19 protein-coding genes are annotated in these 22361 nt (G+C 42.9%); 16 read left to right on the forward strand and 3 right to left on the reverse strand.

What is annotated here, in order from left to right:
* Positions 1-3 precede the first annotated feature (3 nt).
* Genes KXJ80_RS12350 through KXJ80_RS12380 form a run of 7 tightly spaced genes read left to right on the forward strand, consistent with a single transcriptional unit; the run spans position 4 to position 7503 of the window.
* Positions 4-369 (forward strand): response regulator, encoded by a 366-nt coding sequence (locus KXJ80_RS12350; RefSeq protein ID WP_037418002.1) that lies wholly within the window; start codon positions 4-6, stop codon positions 367-369.
* 16 nt (positions 370-385) lie between these two features.
* Positions 386-2491 carry a chemotaxis protein CheA gene (locus KXJ80_RS12355; RefSeq protein ID WP_218738552.1) on the forward strand — a complete coding sequence of 702 codons (2106 nt, stop codon included), beginning with the start codon at positions 386-388 and terminating at the stop codon, positions 2489-2491.
* Between the two features lie 14 nt (positions 2492-2505).
* Positions 2506-3018 carry a chemotaxis protein CheW gene (locus KXJ80_RS12360; RefSeq protein WP_037418008.1) on the forward strand — a complete coding sequence of 171 codons (513 nt, stop codon included), beginning with the start codon at positions 2506-2508 and terminating at the stop codon, positions 3016-3018.
* A gap of 5 nt (positions 3019-3023) precedes the next feature.
* Complete coding sequence (locus KXJ80_RS12365; protein ID WP_047537580.1) at positions 3024-4994, forward strand: methyl-accepting chemotaxis protein; 1971 nt, start codon at positions 3024-3026, stop codon at positions 4992-4994.
* The gene (locus KXJ80_RS12370) at positions 4995-5846 is read left to right on the forward strand and encodes a CheR family methyltransferase (protein WP_169547675.1); all 852 of its coding nucleotides are present in this window, start codon (positions 4995-4997) and stop codon (positions 5844-5846) included. It abuts the gene before it with no gap.
* Entirely contained in the window at positions 5827-6447 is a 621-nt protein-coding gene (gene cheD, locus KXJ80_RS12375) for a chemoreceptor glutamine deamidase CheD (protein ID WP_172589632.1), read from the forward strand. Before KXJ80_RS12370 ends, cheD begins: the two co-directional genes overlap by 20 nt.
* Before the next feature lie 3 nt (positions 6448-6450).
* Entirely contained in the window at positions 6451-7503 is a 1053-nt protein-coding gene (locus KXJ80_RS12380; protein WP_047537574.1) for a protein-glutamate methylesterase/protein-glutamine glutaminase, read from the forward strand.
* A 30-nt stretch (positions 7504-7533) separates the two neighbouring features.
* On the opposite strand, the gene KXJ80_RS12385 is transcribed toward KXJ80_RS12380, so the two are convergent.
* The gene (locus tag KXJ80_RS12385) at positions 7534-9165 is read right to left on the reverse strand and encodes a diguanylate cyclase (RefSeq protein WP_037429090.1); all 1632 of its coding nucleotides are present in this window, start codon (positions 9163-9165) and stop codon (positions 7534-7536) included.
* A 350-nt stretch (positions 9166-9515) separates the two neighbouring features.
* On the opposite strand from KXJ80_RS12385, the gene KXJ80_RS12390 reads away from it, so the two are divergent.
* The gene (locus tag KXJ80_RS12390) at positions 9516-10667 is read left to right on the forward strand and encodes a DUF1570 domain-containing protein (RefSeq protein WP_172588312.1); all 1152 of its coding nucleotides are present in this window, start codon (positions 9516-9518) and stop codon (positions 10665-10667) included.
* Positions 10668-10779: 112 nt separating this feature from the next.
* On the forward strand, positions 10780-11229 hold the full coding sequence (locus KXJ80_RS12395; protein ID WP_259474423.1) for an SRPBCC family protein: 450 nt from the start codon (positions 10780-10782) through the stop codon (positions 11227-11229).
* A gap of 144 nt (positions 11230-11373) precedes the next feature.
* Here KXJ80_RS12395 and KXJ80_RS12400 read toward each other — a convergent pair whose 3' ends face one another.
* Positions 11374-12966: an ABC-F family ATPase gene (locus KXJ80_RS12400; protein ID WP_047537566.1), complete on the reverse strand. Its 1593-nt coding sequence runs from the start codon at positions 12964-12966 to the stop codon at positions 11374-11376.
* Between the two features lie 992 nt (positions 12967-13958).
* On the opposite strand from KXJ80_RS12400, the gene KXJ80_RS12405 reads away from it, so the two are divergent.
* The 5 genes from KXJ80_RS12405 (at position 13959) to KXJ80_RS12425 (ending at position 19233) form a co-directional block, all read left to right on the forward strand.
* Entirely contained in the window at positions 13959-14939 is a 981-nt protein-coding gene (locus tag KXJ80_RS12405) for a helix-turn-helix transcriptional regulator (RefSeq protein WP_259474424.1), read from the forward strand.
* Positions 14936-16141, forward strand: coding sequence for an EAL domain-containing response regulator (locus KXJ80_RS12410; RefSeq protein WP_047537561.1), 1206 nt, complete (start codon positions 14936-14938; stop codon positions 16139-16141). Before KXJ80_RS12405 ends, KXJ80_RS12410 begins: the two co-directional genes overlap by 4 nt.
* Complete coding sequence (locus KXJ80_RS12415; RefSeq protein ID WP_055648259.1) at positions 16134-16442, forward strand: hypothetical protein; 309 nt, start codon at positions 16134-16136, stop codon at positions 16440-16442. The genes KXJ80_RS12410 and KXJ80_RS12415 overlap by 8 nt, the downstream gene beginning before the upstream one ends.
* A complete protein-coding gene (locus KXJ80_RS12420) occupies positions 16432-18366 on the forward strand; it encodes a hybrid sensor histidine kinase/response regulator (RefSeq protein WP_218738547.1) in 1935 nt (644 codons plus the stop codon). Before KXJ80_RS12415 ends, KXJ80_RS12420 begins: the two co-directional genes overlap by 11 nt.
* 84 nt (positions 18367-18450) lie before the next feature.
* Complete coding sequence (locus tag KXJ80_RS12425; protein WP_037418641.1) at positions 18451-19233, forward strand: CLCA_X family protein; 783 nt, start codon at positions 18451-18453, stop codon at positions 19231-19233.
* A 10-nt stretch (positions 19234-19243) separates the two neighbouring features.
* Here the strand turns inward: KXJ80_RS12425 and KXJ80_RS12430 are convergent, their stop codons facing one another.
* Positions 19244-20170, reverse strand: coding sequence for a hypothetical protein (locus KXJ80_RS12430; protein ID WP_218738546.1), 927 nt, complete (start codon positions 20168-20170; stop codon positions 19244-19246).
* Positions 20171-20645: 475 nt separating this feature from the next.
* On the opposite strand from KXJ80_RS12430, the gene KXJ80_RS12435 reads away from it, so the two are divergent.
* Together KXJ80_RS12435 and KXJ80_RS12440 are read left to right on the forward strand one after the other, a co-directional pair.
* Positions 20646-21815, forward strand: coding sequence for a PepSY-associated TM helix domain-containing protein (locus KXJ80_RS12435; protein ID WP_023267243.1), 1170 nt, complete (start codon positions 20646-20648; stop codon positions 21813-21815).
* Positions 21815-22279 (forward strand): PA2404 family protein, encoded by a 465-nt coding sequence (locus KXJ80_RS12440; protein ID WP_099458158.1) that lies wholly within the window; start codon positions 21815-21817, stop codon positions 22277-22279. Before KXJ80_RS12435 ends, KXJ80_RS12440 begins: the two co-directional genes overlap by 1 nt.
* The last annotated feature ends 82 nt before the right edge of the window (positions 22280-22361 follow it).

Genomic DNA, 22361 nt, shown 5'->3' on the forward strand with positions numbered 1-22361 from the left:
GGCATGAGTAAAAAAATATTAATTGTTGATGATTCTGCTGCCATTCGACAGATGGTTGAAGCCACGCTGAAATCAGCAAACTATCTAGTCACTTTGGCTAAAGATGGCCAAGAGGCTCTCGATTTGTGTAGTAGCCAGCGATTTGATTTTATTTTGACTGACCAAAATATGCCGAGAATGGATGGTTTAACCTTAATTAAATCTTTGCGAGGGATGTCCGCATATATGCGAACCCCAATCATAATGCTAACCACTGAAGCGGGAGAAGATATGAAAGCCCAAGGAAAAGCGGTTGGTGCAACGGGATGGATGGTTAAGCCTTTTGACCCGCAAAAATTATTAGCAATAACCGCCAAAGTGCTGGGTTGAGGGTATCGGGGGCAATATGTCCATTAATATGGCTGAGTTTCATCAAGTCTTTTTTGAAGAAAGCCATGAGCATCTTGAAAGCATGGAGCAACTGCTTATTGCCCTCGATCTTCAGTCGCCAGATCCCGAGGAGTTAAATACTATTTTTCGAGCGGCGCACTCTATTAAGGGAGGCAGTGGTATTTTTGGCTTTACGGCGCTCACCAGTGTCACTCACGTAATGGAAAACCTACTCGATAAAGTGAGAAAGGGTACATTTGAGTTATCTTCCGGGGTCATTGATTTACTTTTGAAGACGGTTGACACGCTATCCCACATTCTTAGCTTGTATCGTGAAGATTCACCAATTGATTGGCAACAGGTTGAATTTGCTAAAAATCAATTAATTGCAGCATTAAATGGTGAGCCTTTTTCGATTACCCATTCTAACGAAACGTTCACTTCGCCAATTCAAACAGCAGTGCCACACACCGCAACGGTTTTACCCAAGGCCTGTGACGAGAATGATCTCGGCTTTGGTTTTTTTGAAGATGATGTCAAATTAACCTTAGCCATTGAAAATCAAGATTTTGGTTTTTTTGATGAAGCGTATATTGCGAAAGAAATTAGTATTGATGATTTAAGCAAAACGGTCCCAAATAGTCAGCAACTTAATACAGCGCCTGACGATGACTTAGGTTTTGGTTTCTTTGAGTCCTTAACAGCTGAAAGCATTGACAGTGAAATTGATGCTTTAGTGCAGATTAAAACTAATCCAGCACATCCCATCATTGAGCCAATTGCAGAGCCAATTAGTCATCATTCCGGTGCTAAAGTGCCTCGTTATACAGGCAAAGTCACGCAAACCGAAAAAACAGAACCCACAGATTTGGTTACTTCAAATGCATCAAATCAGCATGTGGCTTCTGCCGTCACATCACCACAAACAACTGTTGCGACTAAAAAAGTCAACACGACCACTCAAGATGCCACATTAAGAGTCGAAACCTCCAAAATCGATACCCTAGTCAATCTTGCGGGTGAATTGGTTATTACCCAGTCAATGTTGACCCTCATTGGTAATGAGCTGTCGGGTGAATTGGGTGAAAGGCTTAAGACTGCATTGGTCGAACTTGAGCGAAATACGCGGGAGATGCAAGAGGCTGTGATGTCGGTCCGAATGTTGCCAGTTTCCTTTGTATTCAACCGGTTTCATCGATTAGTCAGAGATTTATCAGAACAACTCGGCAAAAATGTCAATCTCGTGATCGAAGGTGGCAACACGGAAATCGACAAGGGCATGATTGAAAAGCTGGTCGATCCGCTCACGCATCTAGTACGCAATAGTTTAGACCATGGTATTGAAAAACCAGAAGTCAGGCGTGCGTTGGGTAAAGCTGAAACGGCCCAATTATCGCTTAAAGCAAGTCAGCGTGGAGGCAGTATTGTCATTGCTGTGCACGATGATGGTGCTGGTTTACATCGCGAGAGGATCTTACAAAAAGCCCGAGAAAATAATATGCCAGTTGCGGATAACATGCCGGATAAACTGATTTGGCAACTGATTTTTACCGCCGGATTTTCGACCGCCAAGGAAATTACTGATGTTTCTGGCCGTGGTGTCGGGATGGATGTTGTTCGTCGAAATATTGAAGCACTAGGCGGACGAATCGATATCGATTCCGTGGCGGGTCATGGGGCTACCTTTGAAATTCAATTGCCACTGACCTTAGCCATTGTTGATGGGATGAGTGTGAGTGTGGGTAATCAAATCTATATTTTACCGCTTGTCCATATTATCGAATCAATACAACCCCATAATGAGCAGCTAACGTCCTTCGCTCACGAGCGTTTAATCCGAGTCAGGGAAGAATATTTACCCCTATTAAACCTGCATCAATTGATGGAAATCGATCCGTTTGCCAAGCGTCCCGAAGAGGGCATTGTGGTGCTCCTTGAAAGCAACAATAAACGTTTTGGATTGTTTGTTGATGCATTGGTTGGTCAGCAGCAGGTTGTGATTAAAAGTCTTGAAAAACATTATCGTCGGATCCCAGGCGTGTCTGGAGCCACCATTATGGGAGATGGTAGTGTCGCTTTAATTCTCGATGTGGAATCACTGGCCCAGCATATTAAGCATTAACTGAGGACATGCTAATGGAAAGTCGCACATTGCTCGGCCCTAAACCGGAATTTAGTGCCCATGATGAAGTAGAGTTTTTAAGTTTTGTGCTGGGTGAAGAACACTATGCATTGGACATTATGTCGGTAAAAGAAATAAGAGGTTACGAGCCTGTCACAAAAATTGCCAATGCGCCCAGTTTTATTAAAGGAGTGCTTAACCTTCGTGGTGATATCGTACCGATTGTCGATTTACGAATGAAATTTAATGTCGGAACAGCTACTTATGATGAGTTCACGATAGTGATTATGCTCAATGTTTGTGACCGAATTGTCGGCATCGTGGTCGATGCTGTTTCAGATGTCATTAAACTGGCGAGTGAAGCCATTTTACCCGCCCCGCAATTTGGCGCTGCCTTTGATAGTCGCTATCTCAAAGGTCTCGCAACCGTTGAAGAAAAAATGATTATTTTGGTCAATATTCAAGCTCTTATCAGCAGTGATGAGTTGGGGCTAATGGATACAAACAGTCTTTCTGAGCAGGAGTAAACACTATGGGTATCTTAGATATTTTCGGTAATACCGAAGAGCGCCAACGTCGAGATGAAGAGCGCCAACGTTATTTCCAATTGCTCGATAACAGTGGTAATAATTTCATGATTGCCGATAGTGAGCGCAATATCATTTACGCCAATAAAGCCGTACTGAATATGCTGTCAGAGGCTGAGGCTGATATCCGTAAACAGTTACCCCAGTTTTCCGTTGCCAAGATCGTTGGCAGTAATATCGATATCTTCCATGTTAATCCCGCTCATCAGCGCAATATGCTAGAAAGATTAACACAACCACATACGGCACAAATCAGCATTGGTAAGCGAACCTTTAAATTGATACTGACACCTATTATTTCCCGTGATAATAAGCATTTAGGGACTGGTGTTGAGTGGATTGACCGCACTGAAAGTATTGAAGCTGAACGGGCAACCCAACGCATATTAGAAGCGCTCAATAACACAAGCACCAATGTGATGATCGCCGATGCCAATCGAACCATTATTTATATGAACCGTTCAGTTGAAGCCATGTTACGCCGCTCTGAAAGTGAAATTCGCCAGGTTTTACCCCATTTCGCTGTGGATAAGATCATCGGTAGTTCTATGGATATCTTCCACCGTAATCCGGCGCATCAAGCGAGTCTGCTTGACAAGCTCGATCGTAAATATGAGTCGCAGATCAAAGTGGCGAGTTGTCATTTCCGTCTAACGGCAAGCCCGATTATTGCAAAGTCAGGTGAACGGTTAGGCACAGTTGTTGAGTGGCTCGACCGTACTGAAGAAGTACAAGTTGAACAAGAAATTGCTCGGATCGTTGGGGCAGCCGCTGCGGGAGACTTTACCCAACGTGTCGATAGTCAAAGTAAGCAGGGTTTTTTCTTAATGTTAGCGAATAGCCTCAATGCTTTGATTGAAACCTCTGATAGAGGATTACAAGATGTTGCTCGTGTGCTAATGGCCATGGCTGAAGGGGATTTGACCACGAGGATTTATAACGAGTATGAAGGCACCTTTAATGATTTAAAAAACTATTCAAACCAAACCGCTGAAAAGCTCTCTTACATGATAAGAGATATTCAAAAAGCAGCTGATACCATCAATACCGCATCTACTGAAATCGCTCAAGGCAATGCCGATCTGTCCAGTCGAACAGAGGAGCAAGCCTCGAGTCTCGAAGAAACTTCCGCCAGCATGGAAGAGTTAACGGGAACTGTAAAATTAAATGCTGATAATGCCAGCCAAGCCAATGCCTTAGCTTCAAAAGCTGCCGATGTGGCTGAAGATGGGGGAGAGCTTATCCAGCAAGTCGTGCAAACCATGGCGTCAATCAACGAATCCGCGCGCAAAATTGCCGATATTATTGGCGTGATCGATGGTATTGCCTTTCAAACCAATATATTGGCGCTCAATGCTGCGGTCGAGGCAGCCAGAGCCGGTGAGCAGGGGCGGGGGTTTGCGGTCGTGGCCTCAGAAGTGCGAAGCTTGGCTCAACGTTCTGCAAATGCAGCGAAAGACATTAAGGCATTAATCTCTGACTCGGTCAGTAAAATTGAGAGCGGCAATAGCCTCGTCGGAAAATCCGGCGATACCATGAAGGAAATTGTCATTGCAATCAAACGAGTGAACGACATTATGGCGGAAATAGCCTCCGCCTCTAATGAGCAAGCGATTGGGATCGATGAAATAGGCAAAGCCGTTGTGCAAATGGATGAAATGACGCAGCAAAATGCGGCGTTAGTCGAAGAAGCCGCTGCGGCAGCTGAAAGTATGCAATCTCAGGCGCAGCAACTAGCTGATAGTGTTGCAAATTTCAAAGTCGATGAGGAAACAAGCGTAATTGGCCGCACCTCTGAGCTTAAAAAAATAGCGACTAAAACCCCCTCATTAGCACGAGTGTCCACGAAACCTAAAGCAATGACGCCTAAGCCTAGGTTAAATAAAGTCGATCAAGATGAATGGGAAGACTTTTGATTGAGTGATCTCAGACCGCTAGGTAAGGAATATGTGTTTACATTGGCTCACTTTAAGGCGGTAAAGACCCTGCTGTATCAGTTCGCTGGTATAAAATTAGCCGACAGTAAAGACGCTATGGTGTATAGCCGATTAGTGAGGCGAATTAGGGCACTGAAATTATCGGGATTTACGGCTTATTTAGAGTATTTACAAGCGAATGAATGCGAACACCAGGAATTTATTAATGCACTCACGACTAATCAAACCGCGTTCTTTCGTGAGCCGCATCATTTTGAGGTGTTAAAACGCTATTTACAGACTCATCCACACACAAAACGGATCTGGTGTGCTGCAAGTAGCACGGGTGAAGAACCTTATTCAATAGCTATGGTTGTCGCTGAGCATTTTGGTCGATTTAATACGCCGATTGAGATAATAGCGTCAGATATTGACAGTGCCGTCTTAAAAAAAGCGCAGACGGGGATTTATCCGATAGAGCGTATTGAGACGGTGAGCGATGAGCGTAAAACGTTATTTTTTCAGCGGGGTAAAGGGGCGAAACTCGGTCAAGTCCGTGTGATCCCGGAATTAAAGCAAATGTTGCAGTTTACTCGAATCAACTTAGTCGATTCTTTTTGGTCGATTAAAACCCCCGTCGATATTATTTTTTGCCGAAATGTAATGATTTATTTCGATAAAGCAACTCAAGAAGCCATTTTAAAACATATGGTGCTGTCACTAACGGAAGAGGGATTATATATCGCGGGACATTCTGAAAATTTCAATATGTTTCCACAGATCCTCACCCCTGTAGGACAAACTACTTATCAGGCCGTAAAGGGAAAAACGAGTGCTAAGACCGAATATTGAATATCCTGCCCTAGGGCCAAATCGGTATTTTGATCACTTGTTTGATTGTGAAGCCGTGAAAATTATGCCAGGTGAATATTATGCCACTCGGGAGGGTAAATTAATTGTGACTGTATTAGGGTCGTGTATTGCCGTTTGCTTATATGACCTCGAACGGAAAATTGGTGGCATGAATCACTTTTTATTGCCCAGTTGTGATAATCATGGAAATGGTATTTTAGCTGAATCAGCGCGTTATGGTGTCTATGCGATGGAGTTGCTGATCAATGATTTATTGAAATTAGGTGCAAGACGGCAGTTCATTGAAGCGAAGGTGTTTGGTGGTGGCAACATGCTATCAGGATTAACATTACACAATATTGGCGAGCGTAATGCTGAATTTGTGTTGGATTACTTGCAGATAGAGCAAATACCCGTCATCGCTGCGGACTTACTCGATATTTACCCGCGTAAAGTGTACTTCTTCCCGGAAACAGGATTAGTTAAAGTTAGAAAAATCAAGACGATGCATAATAGCACTATTATGGATAGGGAAAGTGAATACCGCTTACGGATTAAAAATCTTCCGAGTGGTGGGGATGTGGAACTCTTTGGTGAATAGCAGATGGCAATAAAGGTATTAGTGGTAGACGATTCAGCCTTAATCCGCAGTCTGTTGGGCAGGATGGTCGAGTCCGATCCTGAGTTGTGTCTCGTTGGCATGGCTGTCGATGCCTATATGGCCAAGGATATGGTGAATCAATTTCGGCCAGATGTGATTACCTTAGATATTGAAATGCCAAAGGTTGATGGACTCACGTTTTTAGATCGATTAATGAAGGCAAGACCAACAGCTGTCGTGATGATTTCTGCCTTAACCGAAGAGGGCGCAGATGCGACATTCAATGCACTAGCTCTGGGAGCTGTGGATTTTATTCCTAAGCCTAAGCTGGATTCACCTCAGGGATTTAATGAATATCAGGATTTAATCCTCGAAAAAATTAAGTCTGCGGCAAAGGCAAAGTTGCAAAGCCTGCCTGCACCGACCATAACGCTGAAACCCAGTTTAAAATCTGCCTTAAATCAACGTACTGTTAATACCCAGTTAGTGGCTATTGGAGCTTCCACTGGCGGGACCGAGGCTATTTTGCATCTTTTACAACAATTTCCTGCGGTTATGCCGCCAATCGTGATTACGCAACATATGCCTGCTGGATTTACCCGTACTTTTGCAGAACGACTAAACAAACTCACTCGCCTTAATGTAAAGCAAGCTGAGGAAGGGGAGCGGTTATTACCTTGTTATGCCTACATTGCACCAGGGGATCAGCACTTAGAAATCATCAAAGTTGGTGGGAGTTTTAAAGCAAAGCTTAGCCAAGGTGACAAAGTCAGCGGGCATAGGCCATCAGTGGACGTGTTATTCCATTCAGTGGCTCAATATGCAGGCGCGAATGCGACAGCTGTGATCCTAACTGGTATGGGTAAAGATGGGGCCGATGGGATGGAAGCGATAGATAAGCAAGGTGGCAAAACCTTTGCCCAAGGAGAGCAGAGTTGTGTGGTATTTGGTATGCCTAAAGAGGCGATCAAACGCGGTGCGATTCATCATATAGTAGAATTGCCTCAATTAGGGGATAAACTGCTCCAGTATTTGGCATCATTAAAACGAGACTAGGTCATACTGATTTTTACCTTAGGCAATACATTAAACTAAGGTATTGATAATACAATTTCGTCCGCTTCGTTTGGCTTCATACAAGTTTTTATCCGCTAATAATAAACACTCTTGAAACTGATGACATTCGGTTGAAAATGCCAAACCACCACTCAATGTGACTTTAAATTCGGCGCCTTCTTCAACAAACACAATATGGCTAAAGCTTTCACGAATGGCATTAATTTTGGCAATCGCCAGCGGTGCGGGCATGTCAGGTATGACCAGCATAAACTCCTCACCGCCATAACGCCCCATAAAATCCGCAGGGCGTAGGGACTGTTGTAACAGGTGCGAAAAAGCTAATAGAACCTTATCACCACCTGAATGGCCATAAGTATCATTCACTTGCTTAAAGTGATCTAGATCCAGCATCGCGATACATACGCAAGAGTTTGCTCGTTTGGCTAAGCTGAAACTATGACGAGCCGCAACAAGGATTTGGGTATGATTCAATAAGCCCGTTAAACTGTCTCGGCTGGCAGAACTGCGTATATCATGGCCACGTTGCGCGCGGGAAATCACTTGGGTAACAAAGAGGCTGGGGGCTGTTTGTTTAGAGATAAGATCATCGGATCCCGCCTGAATAATGCTGACTTTATTTTGCATGGTGTCATCTGAGCTCAACACTAAAATAGGGCTTGAAGTATATTTATCGAGCTGACGGATCATTCTTGCCAGTTCTAAGCCATTTACCTCCGGCATATAGAGATCAAAGATAAATAAATCCGGTTCAAATTGCTCCAGGGTTGGCATGACGTGCTCGGGTTTGGTCATGCCTCTAACCATTAACCCATGGCTACGTAACAAGCTCGAAAAATAATCCACCATCGATTGCTGATCATCCACTAACAGCACTTTAAGGGGAGGCTTATCGGACATTTTGAGCCATTGATGAATTTTACGAACCAACAATGTTGTTTCGGCCGGTTTAACAAAATACTCGCTGACATTGGCACGAATCGCTAATAAACGCATATCAAAATCGCCACGAGAAGATAATACAAATACCCGAGTATTATTTTTCTCAAATTCGGTGGCGGCTTCGAATAGTGCCTCTTCGGTATAATCGGGCAAGATAAGATCTAATAAAATTAAATCGAATGGACTTGAGTATTGCACCTTGAGAAAGTCGGTAAAATTTAAGAAATGTTGCACATTAAAACCAAACTCGTGTAGTTGTTTTGTGATCATTAAGCCCACATTACTGTCATCTTCGATGATGGCAATACAGTATTCATGGCGAGACTTTGAGGGTTTATAGGGGCTTTGTTGCATTTGCGCCTCAACCACGGGGGCCGCAGGCTGACAATGTTGATTATTTTGCAGTAACTGGTGGAAAAGCGTATCTAGGCCTTTGATCACATTTAGCGTTGGTGCTGGGGTGTCGAGAAGATGTTTCAATTGAAGCTCAAGCTTATCGACTAGATCTTTGGTCTCGATTAAGCCAAAGGTTTCACAGGAACCTTTTAAATTATGCACTTCGCGATAAACGGCTGACAGCATATGTCCTTGCCAGTTTTTCCGTAGTGAGATCCATAACGTAATGATTTGTTTCTTTTTATCAGGCAAAGCATGTAAGTACTGACGTTTGAGTTGTTCTAAGGATTCTTCAAGACTCATAAAACCATCACCATGATAAGGATTTACAGAATAAACTGGTGCACCGGTGCTGCGTATGCAATACCCTTAAGGATTAATTAACCCAATTCATTTAGTTGTGTTTTGTTGGGTACCTTATGAGTGTAAACCAAGGGAGAAAAAATGCGGCAAAACAAGTCTTTTTCGATGGATATTTTGTTTAGTCTTAAGTGAATATTATAGTGTTGTTTATTTTGAAGTTGTAGCTTGCTGACTGAACAAATAACGTCTTATTTCAATACATCTTGGTATTGAAATTTTGCCTATTGAAGAGAAGGTTTATGTGTTCACTCGTGAGCTTAATCGTCATTGAATCTTAAGGAGTGGTGGCAATGGAAAGCCGCACAAAGCATATTTTTGTAACGTTATTTTCAATGGCCATTATCGCTTTGCTAGTCGATTACTTTCACTATCAAGGTCGATGGAGCCGCATTGAGACCAGCCAACTAGTGACTAATATTATGAAGCCTGTTCATCACTACTGTGCTGCTTATCAATGGGATTGGTGCTCTGCATCAGAAGTTCCGCCCACAATGAGTCAAATAACACCTCGGAGTGTGGAAAATGAAACACACCAAATGGATTTTGATGGATGTAATGCCTTGGTAGTAAAACAGGGAGAAGAGGCTAAGCAAAGAAGAGGAATATATACTTGGGTTGATGAAAAAGGGCTGACACATTTCTCTGATAGTAGCCATGCAATTAAGGATAGTCAGCTGACACTTTACACAGAGCCTCAATATAGTTTTGAGTTAAAAATTGATTCATTGGCTACGACTCCTCCCCCATTTTTTCGAGATCGTCTCAATGCAACGATTAAAGACATTGATAGTATTTACCGAAAATACTTACCAAAACGTCAGCTTCATCCAATCAAAGTCAACTTAATGTTGGCTGGAAACCTGTCCGCTTATAACAAATTAAAGGCACGTTATGCTTCTCAAGTAGGTGCAAGCCAAGGATTTTATTCCGGTCAACATAACCTAGCAGCAGTATGGCATCGTGAAGATGCCCAAGCATTTAGAACTGCAATCCATGAGAGTGTTCATGTAATCAATGCCGGACAATTTGGTGGTATACCTCGCTGGTTAAATGAAGGACTTGCTGAGTACTTTGAATCTTCAGAATTCTTAGAAACCGTTGAGTTAAATACTCGATATGAATCAATTATTAACAATAATACTCGGAATAAGTCGAATATGGTTTTTGTAGATGATAAAGCTCATTTATCAATGGGGCTTGTTGAGCTACTTGTATCAGAACAAGATTGGCAAGGACAGATGCAAGATGTGCTCTATCAACATTCTCACAGTTTTGTTCGCTTCCTGTTTCAACATAAAAATGGCAAACAGTTATTAAGACGGTTATTTGAGCACCTTAGTACGCAGCGTTGTGGAACTAAGAATGTTGACGAAATACTCGCTTCTTACCCAGGGGGGATCAGTCAATTGAATAGAGATTGGCTGGGATGGAGGCAACAATAGATGGAGAATTTTAACTATAGAAATTACCCGAGCAACTATAATCTTGTTTTTTGCTCGCGCTAAATACTGATGTTAGACACGGCGCTTCAACGTCATTTTAAAGGATAAGGATATGTCGGATAACACAGGTACAGTGAGATTACATCGGGTGTTGCGTGCACCAGCGGCGTTAGTCTACAAAGCATTTACCGATAAAGCGGCGTTAGAACGTTGGTTACCACCTTATGGCTTTGTCGGGGCAATTCATGAGTTTGAGTTGGCTGTCGGTGCAGGGTATTCCATGAGTTTTACCCAATTTGCGACCGGGTACAGTCATTCTTTTAAGGTGACTTATACCGAGCTAATCCCTAATAAACTTATCCGCCATAGCGACCAATTTGATGATACTAATCTACCCGGGGTGATGCAGGTGACAATTGAACTTGCCGAGGTAGCCTGTGGTACCCGCTTGCAGATAGTACAGGAGGGCATTCCTGCGATTATTCCTGAGGAGATGTGTTACTTAGGCTGGCAAGAGTCACTACTGCAACTTGCGGCTTTGGTGGAAGCTAAGACGGAATGAGGTCGTCAGTCACTGGGTGATATAAAAAGGGTGATATAAAAAAGACGCTTATCTCGAGTAGAGTGAAGCGTCTTTTTTTATTGGGTAATTTTATTGGCAAAGGATAAAGCCTTTAAAAAGGCTTAGTACCTAGTACCCGCAGGGCTACGCACTGGCAAGGTTTGCCAGATACTCATCAAACGTCCCTTGAAAGTTCACCAATTTTCTATCACGAATATCAATAATGCGAGTCGCTAACGAAGAAACAAATTCGCGGTCATGACTGACAAAAATCAGCGTGCCTTCAAAATCTTTGAGGGCATTATTGAGCGCTTCAATTGCTTCCATATCCATATGGTTAGTCGGTTCGTCCATAATGATGACGTTGATATCTTGCATCATTAACTTACCGAAAATTAAACGGTTTTTCTCTCCGCCGGAGCAGTTTTTAGCCTTTTTATTAGCATCATCTTCGGTAAACAGCAAACGACCTAACATGGCGCGTACCATCAAATCGTTATGTTTGGGTTGGCGCCATTGGTCCATCCATTCAATGATAGTCAAGTCATTATCGAAATCACTGGTACTATCCTGTGGGCAATAGCCGATAGCGGCATTTTCGGACCACTTAATCGTGCCTTCATTATGGATTAATTCATTGACTAAACAGCGTAATAGGGTGGTTTTACCCACACCGTTCTCGCCAATAATTGCCAGTTTTGCGCCAGCTTCGAGAATTAAATCACCACCTTCGAATAAGTTTTCGCCATCAAAACCATGGCCAAGATTTTCCAGCACTAAGGCTTGGCGATGCATTTTTTTACCAGCAGCAAAACGAATCGATGGGGTAATTCGGCTGGAGGATTTCACTTCATCCAGTTTAATTTTGTCCATGCGTTTGGCGCGCGAGCTGGCTTGTTTTGCCTTAGAGGCGTTGGCACCAAAGCGGTTAACAAAGTCCTGTAATTCTTCAATCTCGGCGCTCTTTTTGGCGTTGCCAGCTAAGAGTTGTTCACGCAACAATGCCGATTGCGCTAAAAAGTAGTCATAGTTGCCGGGATAAATACGCAGTTCGCCGTAATCGATATCCGCCATATGGGTACACACAGCATTTAAAAAGTGTCGATCGTGGGAGATGATGATCATGGTACATTTGCGTTTATTCAGCTCAGTTTCAAGCCAACTAATGGTATGAATATCTAAGTTGTTGGTCGGTTCGTCGAGTAGCAAGATATCAGGGTTAGCAAACAGCGCTTGGGCTAATAACACCCGCAGTTTCCAACCAGGCGCAACCTGAGACATAGGACCGTAGTGGAAAGACTCTTCGATACCGGCTTCAATGAGGATTTCGCCCGCGCGGCTCTCGGCGCTGTAACCGTCCATCTCGGCAAACTCACTCTCCAAGTCGCCCACGCGCATGCCATCTTCTTCGCTCATATCTGGCTTGGCGTAAATGGCGTCACGCTCTTGCTTGATTTTCCACAGTTGGGTATCACCCATGATCACCGCATCGATAACCGTGTATTGCTCAAAGGCGAATTGATCTTGGCTTAGGGTGCCGACTTTAAGCCCTGGGGTGATGGACACGTTACCCGATGTCGGGGCGAGGGCGCCACTTAAGATCTTCATAAAAGTCGATTTGCCGCAGCCGTTAGCGCCAATCAAACCATAACGGTTGCCGTTGCCAAATTTTGCCGAGATATTTTCAAATAATGGCTCAGGGCCGAATTGCATGGTGATATTTGCGGTAGAGATCAAGGGGATGTCCTAGGAGTTACGTCTTAATAAAAGGCTTAAACCGGCTGCGTTGCTGACAAACGCCGTTGCAACAATCATGCTGATGTCAGCAAAGTCTTGGCCAAGATAATTTGGCCGCGCAGTATAGCGATTTCACGCGCAATATGCGAGTTACAAACAAATCCTTAAAGATAAGAAACTTGCCGATGAAGCCCGTTTAATAAGCATGCAGTGTCTCTTGGCTCCGCGAGGGAAGGACATCTACGGAAGCGCCTTTATCCTTGAGTGGTGCCCGTGATTAGCAGTACCCATTTAAACCTTGGAGTGGTTAATTACTGCTTATTTCCACCATGGGTTCGCCTCGTTTACCCCCTAACGCGGGGTTTTGCTCACCAAGCGCACATGTTGTTTTGAATTACTATTCACCAATGTGCATATCCTCTAGCAAAACTCCCGAGGTTAGCCTTTTATTTATGCAAATTTTAGAATAAAAAATCGCTTAGGGTTTCAGTGCCTTCCTCACTGTCATGCCCCCTTGATTCAATAATTAGTCTCGTTAGTTGGCATGAGTTGCCGCCGTTGTCTGCTTATCGAAATACTGGTGTTAGCGATTGCGCCTTTATTTTCTTCGAGGCCGATATTTAACTGAATGGTAATAAAACATTGCAATTCTATGTTTGATTTCTGTATCTATTTGTATCGTCAGTAATACAGCTTGTTCGAATAGATATTACCGCATGGTTCACTAGACACTTTTTCCCATGACACACTGTAATAGTGCCATGGTCTTATTTAAAAGATGACACTTATACTGCTATTACCGTAGCAAAAATATGGTTATATGGCTAAATCTATAAAGGTATAAGTGATGCAAGAAGAGAAAATCACTGGTCTCTATTTTGTGGAAGAACAGCAACGTATCTGGATTATCTATACCCTAAGGTATCCAGAACCAATAGATGATGTTGACCTTGAGACATATATGGAGCTGCTTGAGAAAATAAAAAAGACTGATGGAACACGCTATGATTTGTACACCTATCTCCTATCAAAGCAAAACAAGTGCACAGACATTCTCCAATTTCTTAAAACACACACGCACTGAAAATCAACTTTCACAGGAAGATTTATGTTGTTTACTCAGGGAAAAAAGTTGTTTATTTGATGCTTTAGATGCGATTACGATTAGCCGTTGGGAGCGAGGAGTCAATATTCCATCGCTAGCAAAACAGGCTGAAATTGTAGAAATTTTTGGTTCAGAATTATTTGATATTTATCGGCAGGATAAAAGTTTTGTTAGTGAAGGACTCGCCTCGATTAATTTATTTGATTCGAGTGTCGAACGTAGCGAACATCCTTATTATCGTAATAAACCTTATCGTGTCGAATTTATTGATAACCATCATGATAACTTTTTGACCTTACTACAGTTGAGCCTAGTGTATGAGAGCAACCCCCGGCTTTGTTTGAATAATTGTCAATTATCGCAACCCTTTTTTTTGGGATTATCGCTCGTTGTTGCATTTAGTTTTGGTGAGCAGATTGTTGGGCATTGTTTGTTTTGCCGTACGCACGCTAAGGTTGCGCTCGAGTTTATGAATGATGAAGTGGATTTGTTTGAGGTCATTAGCCATAACAGTCAGTCTAGCCCTGATACCTTAATGGTGTTTTCTTCTTTTGGTGTCACACCTCATATTGAAAACTATATGATGTCTGTCTACCTGAATGAAATGGCTTTATGTCGTTCGATAAAGTACTTAAGTTTCAGCATCTGTGATGAATCCTTAAAAAGGAAGCTTTCCCAATTCAAGTTACCTATTTTTAAAATTAGAACCTTAGAAAACAATCATAGAACTATAAAGAATTATTCCTTTTTCGCCAGTAGAACCGAAGTAATGGCTAATCGAAATTTGCTGAAATTATCGGTTATTCCTTCGGCTAAGTCTCAGACAATCGATCCTATTTTCTTTATGCAGCTAGAGACCAATATATGAATATACTCATTATTGATGATCAAAAATTTATCCGAGAAACGCTCAAAGCGGATATCAATAAATGTTTAGCCGAAAATGAAATTAATATTTATGAAGCCAGTAATGGCAATCAAGGGATTGATTTAATTATGGGGTTAAATGTATCACTCGATCTCATCATTATCGATTTGAAGATGGAGCAGGGCGATGGTATTGCTGTCATCAATATGTTGGCGACAGAGCCTCGGTGGATGTCGATTCCGATTGCCGTGATCAGTTCTTCCGATAAACGAACTCTTGAATTGGTAGACTGTATTATTCATACACTCAGGTTAAACCTATTGGGTGTGTTTGCAAAGCCTGTCAATGCCAGTGATATTTTAATGCCATTGCTTACGAACGACACCGAAGATGTGCCTGAGTCAACTACGCATCGTCATCGAGGTCACCGACATGCAAATATCAACGTTCAACAGTTACTTAAGGATGAACAGTTGATCCTCTGTTACCAGCCAAAGATTAATTTAAAAACCCAAGAAATTACTGGTTTTGAGGTGTTGTCTCGTTTATGTGATCGCCACCATGGTTATATTTATCCCGACGTATTTTTGCCTTTAATCAATCAACAGGGATTAAACAGTATTTTTTCGCGGATGGTGATTTCTCAGGCATTGCAGTGTTGGCTACGCCAGCCTCTACTCACCCCATTTTCATTATCAATCAATATTACGGCAGATGATCTCACCTGTGAGGAGTTAATTGAATACATTATCGAGTCTAGTCGTGCTCATACGGGGATTCACTTAATTTTAGAGTTAACTGAATCACAGGAAATCATTAATCAAGATCGAGTTCTTAATTCGATTGCCCGGCTCATTATTAATAATATTGATATTTCACTGGATGATTTTGGTAAAAGCTATTCGACCTATGATCGTCTTGATGCTATTCCTTTTAAAGAAATAAAAATTGATAAAAGTTTTGTCTCCGATATGGATATCAATCATCAACATTATTTAATTGTTGAGTCGACCATTGCCCTAGCGCAAAAGATGCACGTAAAAGTGGTTGCCGAAGGCGTAGAAACCGCCGCTATTGCCGCTATTTTGACAGCCTTAGGTTGTGATGTGGCACAGGGATATTTGTATAGTCCACCCATTGAAGGTCGTTACCTTATTAACTGGATAGGCCATTATCAAAGTGAGTGTTTAATACATGAATAATCATGGGCTTGAACACCAAGTGAAGCAAGCGCTGTCAGTTTTTTTGGCGCAATATCAACAGCCGCAGCAACAAGTGTTAAGGCGAGCTTTACTCATAGAGCTTGAACGCATGAGTCTGCAACTTATGTCACTCAACGCTGAAGAATGTTTTTCTGATCTTAGGCATGAGTTTTTGGGGATGACGAGTTATCTCGCCTTGGATGAGACGTTGTGTGTTTCAAATTTGGCTTCGGTATCGGCTTTTAACACCCAGATCCAATTTTTGTTAAATGCCGTAAAGGAGCAAGATAATGGGGAGTAAATATACTTCAAGCATGTACTTGCTTACCGGGTTATTTATTACGCTGATTATTATTTGCTTAACGCTTGCCCATTCAATTAATGAATTTAAAGCGGTTTATCAAAAAAAAGCTCAGGCAGTATTTTCATCATCCCAAGATATGTTTTTACAACACCGTATTATGTTAGATGCATTGCGATCGTTTTTTAATGCTTCCGCTGCGGTGACCACAAAAGAATTTGAAGTATTTGCTAAGGATTTGCTGAAGATCAAATCTGCCGTTGCCTTCACATTAACCCCTGAACTCGAACTGGCGTATATTTCTGATCCATCCATCTTGCCAGAACTTAAACCATTAACATTAAGTATGATGGACAACGGGAGTTTACACGCCAGGCTAATCAATTATACCCTTTTGACCGTTAAGATTGATGAACCTCAGATGCCTTATTTGATTTATGCCATTTCCCAAAAAAGGATTTTGACGCGTATCGATCAAGAGCAAGATATATGCATTACGTATCAGTTCGAGCATTCAATTTTACGAAGCGCTTTTTGTGATATCCCTGCTGCAACGGGGATTTGGCGCTTATTTGCCTATTCAGATCGTCAGTTTATTACATTGAACAAATATCAGACCCGTTTCAATTTACAGGTTTATTATCAGGTACCTCGAGCGGAAGTGATTGAGCTTTTCGTTATAATCCTATCGATTGCGCTTCTTGGGCTAGCATTTTCGCTACTATGGTTTTTTAAAGCGAAACATCAACAGCTTATTGAGCGCATTGAATGTGAAAATCGTTCGAAATTAGCGGTAATGGCCAGTATTAATCATGAGATCCGTACGCCAATAAATGCGTTGCTTGGTTATAGCCGGATGCTCAAGAAAACTCTTTCAATACCATCCGAGCCAGCACAGCAGGGCACATCAAGACAGGAGCTAAGCCATATTGTCGATAAAATGATCTGGTCAGCAAATTTGCTTTATTCGGTTGCTGAAAACACATTAAATTACAGTAAGGCTGAAGTTGGAAAACTCACATTAGATCAGCATGCGATTAACCTTAGAGAATATGTTGGTCGCATTCAAGAATACTATCAAGCTTTCAATACTACTTCGGGTAAAACCCTCACGGTGTCGGTGAGTGATACGTTACCTGACTTGCTTAAGCTTGATGGCACTAAGCTATTCCAACTTGTCACCAATATTATTAATAATGCTTTTAAATACAGTACTGGTGAGCAGGTACACTGTTATATGGATTTGCATCCTTCATTTAATCAAGCTTCAGCTTCGCCTATGTTGAGGGTGTTGATCCGTGATTTTGGTGAAGGTATGCCTATGCAGGCAAAGCGGGCGTTAGATAGTCCCTTTATTTATCAATCACTGTCTAGCTCCTATGGTATTTCGGGAATAGGGCTTGGGCTTTATACCTGTAAGCGATTATTGGAGCAGATTGGCGGTAAATTACGGATACGCAGTCAGCAAGGACGAGGAACCACGGTATTAATGCACTTTCCGTGTCAGTTTTATCACCAGAAGCAGGAGCCAATACACCGTTATACCCAGCAAACATTACTATTAGTAGACGATAATCTGTTTAATCTTGAGATTTGCCGTGGAGCGCTCGAGTCCCATTTTGCCCAAATCCACTGTACAGATCAGGCTGAATCGGCGTTAAGGCTATTTAAAACGCTGCGGCCACCATTGGTGATTGTCGATTATCGGTTAAAGGAGACTGACGGATTAGTGTTAATTCAACAAATGCGCCAGCTTATCATTGAGATGGATGATAGTACTTGGGAATGCCAGTATTTTCTGCTCTCAGCCAATGATAGTGATGAGATCCCAGCACTTGGGCGATTTCCCGATGTGGTCTTTATCCAAAAGCCCTTTAGTTTAGAAGTATTTTTGAGTAAATTAGCGGCAATTACGCCAGCATAGGATAGCTACTGGAACACTATAAATGCATTCGGCTTTCACATAGAATGGCCTTTATACATACTTAACCGACGATTCTAACGGATTGTGCTAATCCATCAGCAATACCACCGTCATGGCCCCGATTATCGCTTTGGGGAGCAAATGACTTTTCTCGACGTGAAACAAACCTTTGGCTTTAGCCATGTGCGCGTAGGGCGTTGGGTTACGCGGGAAGAATCCTTAATTGCCGCTAATTTAGTGTTTGATTCGCTGGCAGACCTTGCCTTTATCCTGCATTTACCGCCCTTAACCTTAGGGCTAAGGCAAACCTTAAGTCTTGCCTTTGGTCATGGCGGGCAAAAGGGTGTGCAGGCCCATTATGCTCCCGCGGCTAGAGAGCTGGCATTAGCAAAAAATGCCGGCGCTGGCGCCTTGGCCCATGAGTTTTGGCATGCGTTTGACCATTATGTGGCGCCTAAGGCGTTTTCGCGAACCACGGGACGTTTTAAGTGCGCCAGCGATTTATGGCTTGCTGATCTGCCGCTCATTGATCATCCGTTAAATCAACGTTTAGCTGAAATTTTTCGAGTGACATTACTCTCTGAGGACAATTTAGCGCCGAGCGATTATGTCCGCCGCGCAATAGCATTAGATAAACGTTATGGCGCGCAGTATTTTGCTAAACCTACCGAAATGATGGCTCGGGCCTTTGAAGCGTGTATCGAATCCTATCAAGGGATCCAAAATCCGTATTTGGTGTCTGGCACACGTTACTCTGCGCTGGCAAAGGAAGGAGCTTATCCCGATGAATCACATAGACAACGTATCTTTAATGCCTTGATAGCCTACTTTGAGCCATTAGGCATAGCGTTAGGGAAAGTTGGATAAGCGTTCAGTGTTATTCCGCGAGTTGTTGCTGGCAATAGGCGAGCTGGTGGCGAATGGCATCGAGCCATTGTGAGGCGTGGTAATCCATTAAATACCAAGGGCTTAGCTGTGTTTCGGGCTGGTGATTAAAAAACAGCGACTCACATGCGATGAGCTTGGCTTTATCCGCACACTGCAACCAAATAGCGCTTGGCGTACCTGCTAACTCGGCTAAATGCTGCCGAACTCCTTGCTTGGTATCCTTATTTACACACTCAACGAGGCGATCTTGTCTCAATAAATCCAGTTTGATAAAGGGATCTTCACTTTCATTGATGAAGTTTACTTGGTGTGTTGCCTCCGTTGTTTGCTCCCAAGGTTTCAGCGTAAATTCAGCCCAGTCTAAGCGATCAGAGAGCAGAGCTTTAGCGATTCTTCTTTCCCCTAACCAGTTATGAACCATGCAGGGGAGATGGACCGTCTCGGGCAATTCAACACTGCGCCGTAAGCTGGGCAGTAGCGACATGCGCTGAACTTGTAGTTGTTGTGCCAAGGTCATCATAAGTACGATCGCCGTTAAGCCCGATGATGGCCAGCAACCGAGAGTTGCAGTGAGATCGGTGGCGACTTGGGTTAATGCTTTCGCCAGTTGCACACCTTGGGGATGACCTTGTACTTCAAAAGCATATTGCGATTCGGCAAAGCCACCATTGGCAATCGTAACCACATGACCATGGGGCGTGAAATGCTGCGGACATTGCGTACCATTAAAAATAAAGGTGAGACCTTTCGCGGCAGGTTGCCATTCCCCTGACGCATTGCCAATGATGGTGGCTTGCTCAAGCTTGAGTTGCTCGGCAAGTGCTTTTAGGGAAATCCTAGGTTGCGGCTTAGCCAATTGACGGTGCATATGCGTATGTGGCTGAGGCGCATCGGCTAAGGGGTGTGAATAGGGCATACTCGCAAGGACTCTCTAAAGCAAAGAGGGCTAGTGTACTGGATCTTCTGTGCTGACTAAAGAATTATTGCCTACAAGCTATCGGTAAAATAATTAATAAAATTTTATAATAACAGTACGTTACACTGTTTTGTTTATCAGTATTACTTATTCACTAATCATCATAAACACAGGTATCTCAGCAAGAAACCTATACCAATTGATCCAGAGTTTCATCTAGACGCGCCTTCGACAGGCTAGGGATATATGTCGATTTGAATCGGTGGTAATCAGCAGCATGCTATAAACATTTTCATTTAAACCTATCTCGCTTCATCCATCCTGAGCGCTGCTTGAGTTGAATATCCAGAGGCTGGCTGTCCCAAAATGTGTGACTCATCTTGTAAATATAGTAGATTACCCATATACCGTATTGATAATAATTCGTATTAACTTTACACTAACAGGATTTTAAAAGAGGTAGGAACAACTCCCCATGGCGAAAATAAGTAATCGCTTCTGGTTTATGTTGCACGGTTGGGTGTCATTACCCATCTGGATTTTATTCAGTTTTATCTGTTTAACGGGTACTGTTGCTGTGCTTAGCCATGAGTTGACTTGGCTTACCAATCCAGCTGCTCGTGCAACAAATCCTAACGAATTACCCGCAAAACCCGTCGACGAGTTGATGCTGGTGGTCGAAAAGGCCTATCCAAATGCGCAAGTGATGGGTGCTATGACCTTTGAGCCTTACTTAGTCAATGCCATTACCTTTACCGATGCCGATAAACCCTATGCCATTGCTTATGTGAATCAATATACGGGTGAGATCCAACAAATAAATGAAGGTATAACTTTTATCGGTTTTATGCGTTCCTTACATGGTTGGTTGTTGTTTCCTTGGCAGGGCGGTTATAGCGTGGGTTATTACTTAGTGTGCTCTATGGCACTCTTGATGCTCGCCTCATTGGTAACGGGACTCATCGTTTATAAGCGTTTTTGGCGCAGCTTTTTTGCCCCTAAATTGCGGCTAACCCAAGGGAAGAAAACACTCTTGTCGGATCTGCATAAATTATCCGGCGTCTGGTCGATTTGGTTTATCGCGATTATGAGTCTTACAGGGCTGTGGTATTTAGTCCAAGCCATCTTCTGGCATGCAGATATTGATATCGAGCCCCATGCGCCAATGATTGCCGCCGAGCAAGTGCCGCTAGTAGAAGCTGGCGATCTAAAAGTGCCAAGCGCCAATGTCTCTTTTACTGAGGCCTTAAGTTTAGCCAAGCAGCGTTTCCCCGATTTTCAACCAAGCTATGTGATGCTGCCTGAACATCAACGGGATATGTACCATTTAAGCGGCAGTGGCGATCATATTTTTTACGATCAATATTCCTATAATCTCAGCATTAACCCATGGACTGGCGAAATTGCCAGTGCTACCTCGCCAGAAACCATGACAGGCATGCAAACCTTAATGCATATTGCCGATCCGCTGCATTACGGCACCTTAGGTGGCATTTGGACTAAATTGATTTGGTTCTGCTTTGGGCTGGTACTTTCTGGAATGTCGATCACTGGTTTTATGATGTGGGGATTGCGCCATGTTCGCGCCTTTAAACAGGCCGAAACTAAAGACTTAGCTGCAGATATGATAGGGGAGGCTCGCTAATGGCATCATCGGTATTTTGGTTAAAGCATAAATACAAGCTCAGTGGCTTGATTTTGATTTTACCCTTTGTGTTTCTCTATCAGTCGCTTAGCCCAAGCTTTCCACCCGCTTGGCCGAGCCAGCAGCTTGGTGAATTTAAAATCGCGCCTATGCCCTTAGATTTAAAGGCGCCTTACAAACACCATGATGATTACGTAAAAGATTTTATGTTGATCTTTGAACAGGGTGATGTCGCCCATATTCGTCAAGGGTATGCCAATATCGGCCCAGAGGCGTTGCCATTAGAAGCATTGCAAAAAGGTGAAAATGGGGTTTTACATGGGAGTAAACATGGCCAGCATGTGCATGCGATAACCGGCGCTAAGTTGGCGGCAACGGATAGCCTGTGGGTGTCAATTCAAAATTGGCAGGGTGAATGGTTAGTCAGCCAATGGCCTGTCCCCGAGGCAGTGTTAGTTCAGTAATACCCACATCAAATTGTTTGCAGTAAAACCGCCCTCAGGTGCAAACTGTACCTGAGGGTTATTTTTATCGGATAGGTTTACT

This window comes from Shewanella xiamenensis, assembly GCF_024971755.1.
Classification (GTDB): domain Bacteria; phylum Pseudomonadota; class Gammaproteobacteria; order Enterobacterales; family Shewanellaceae; genus Shewanella; species Shewanella xiamenensis.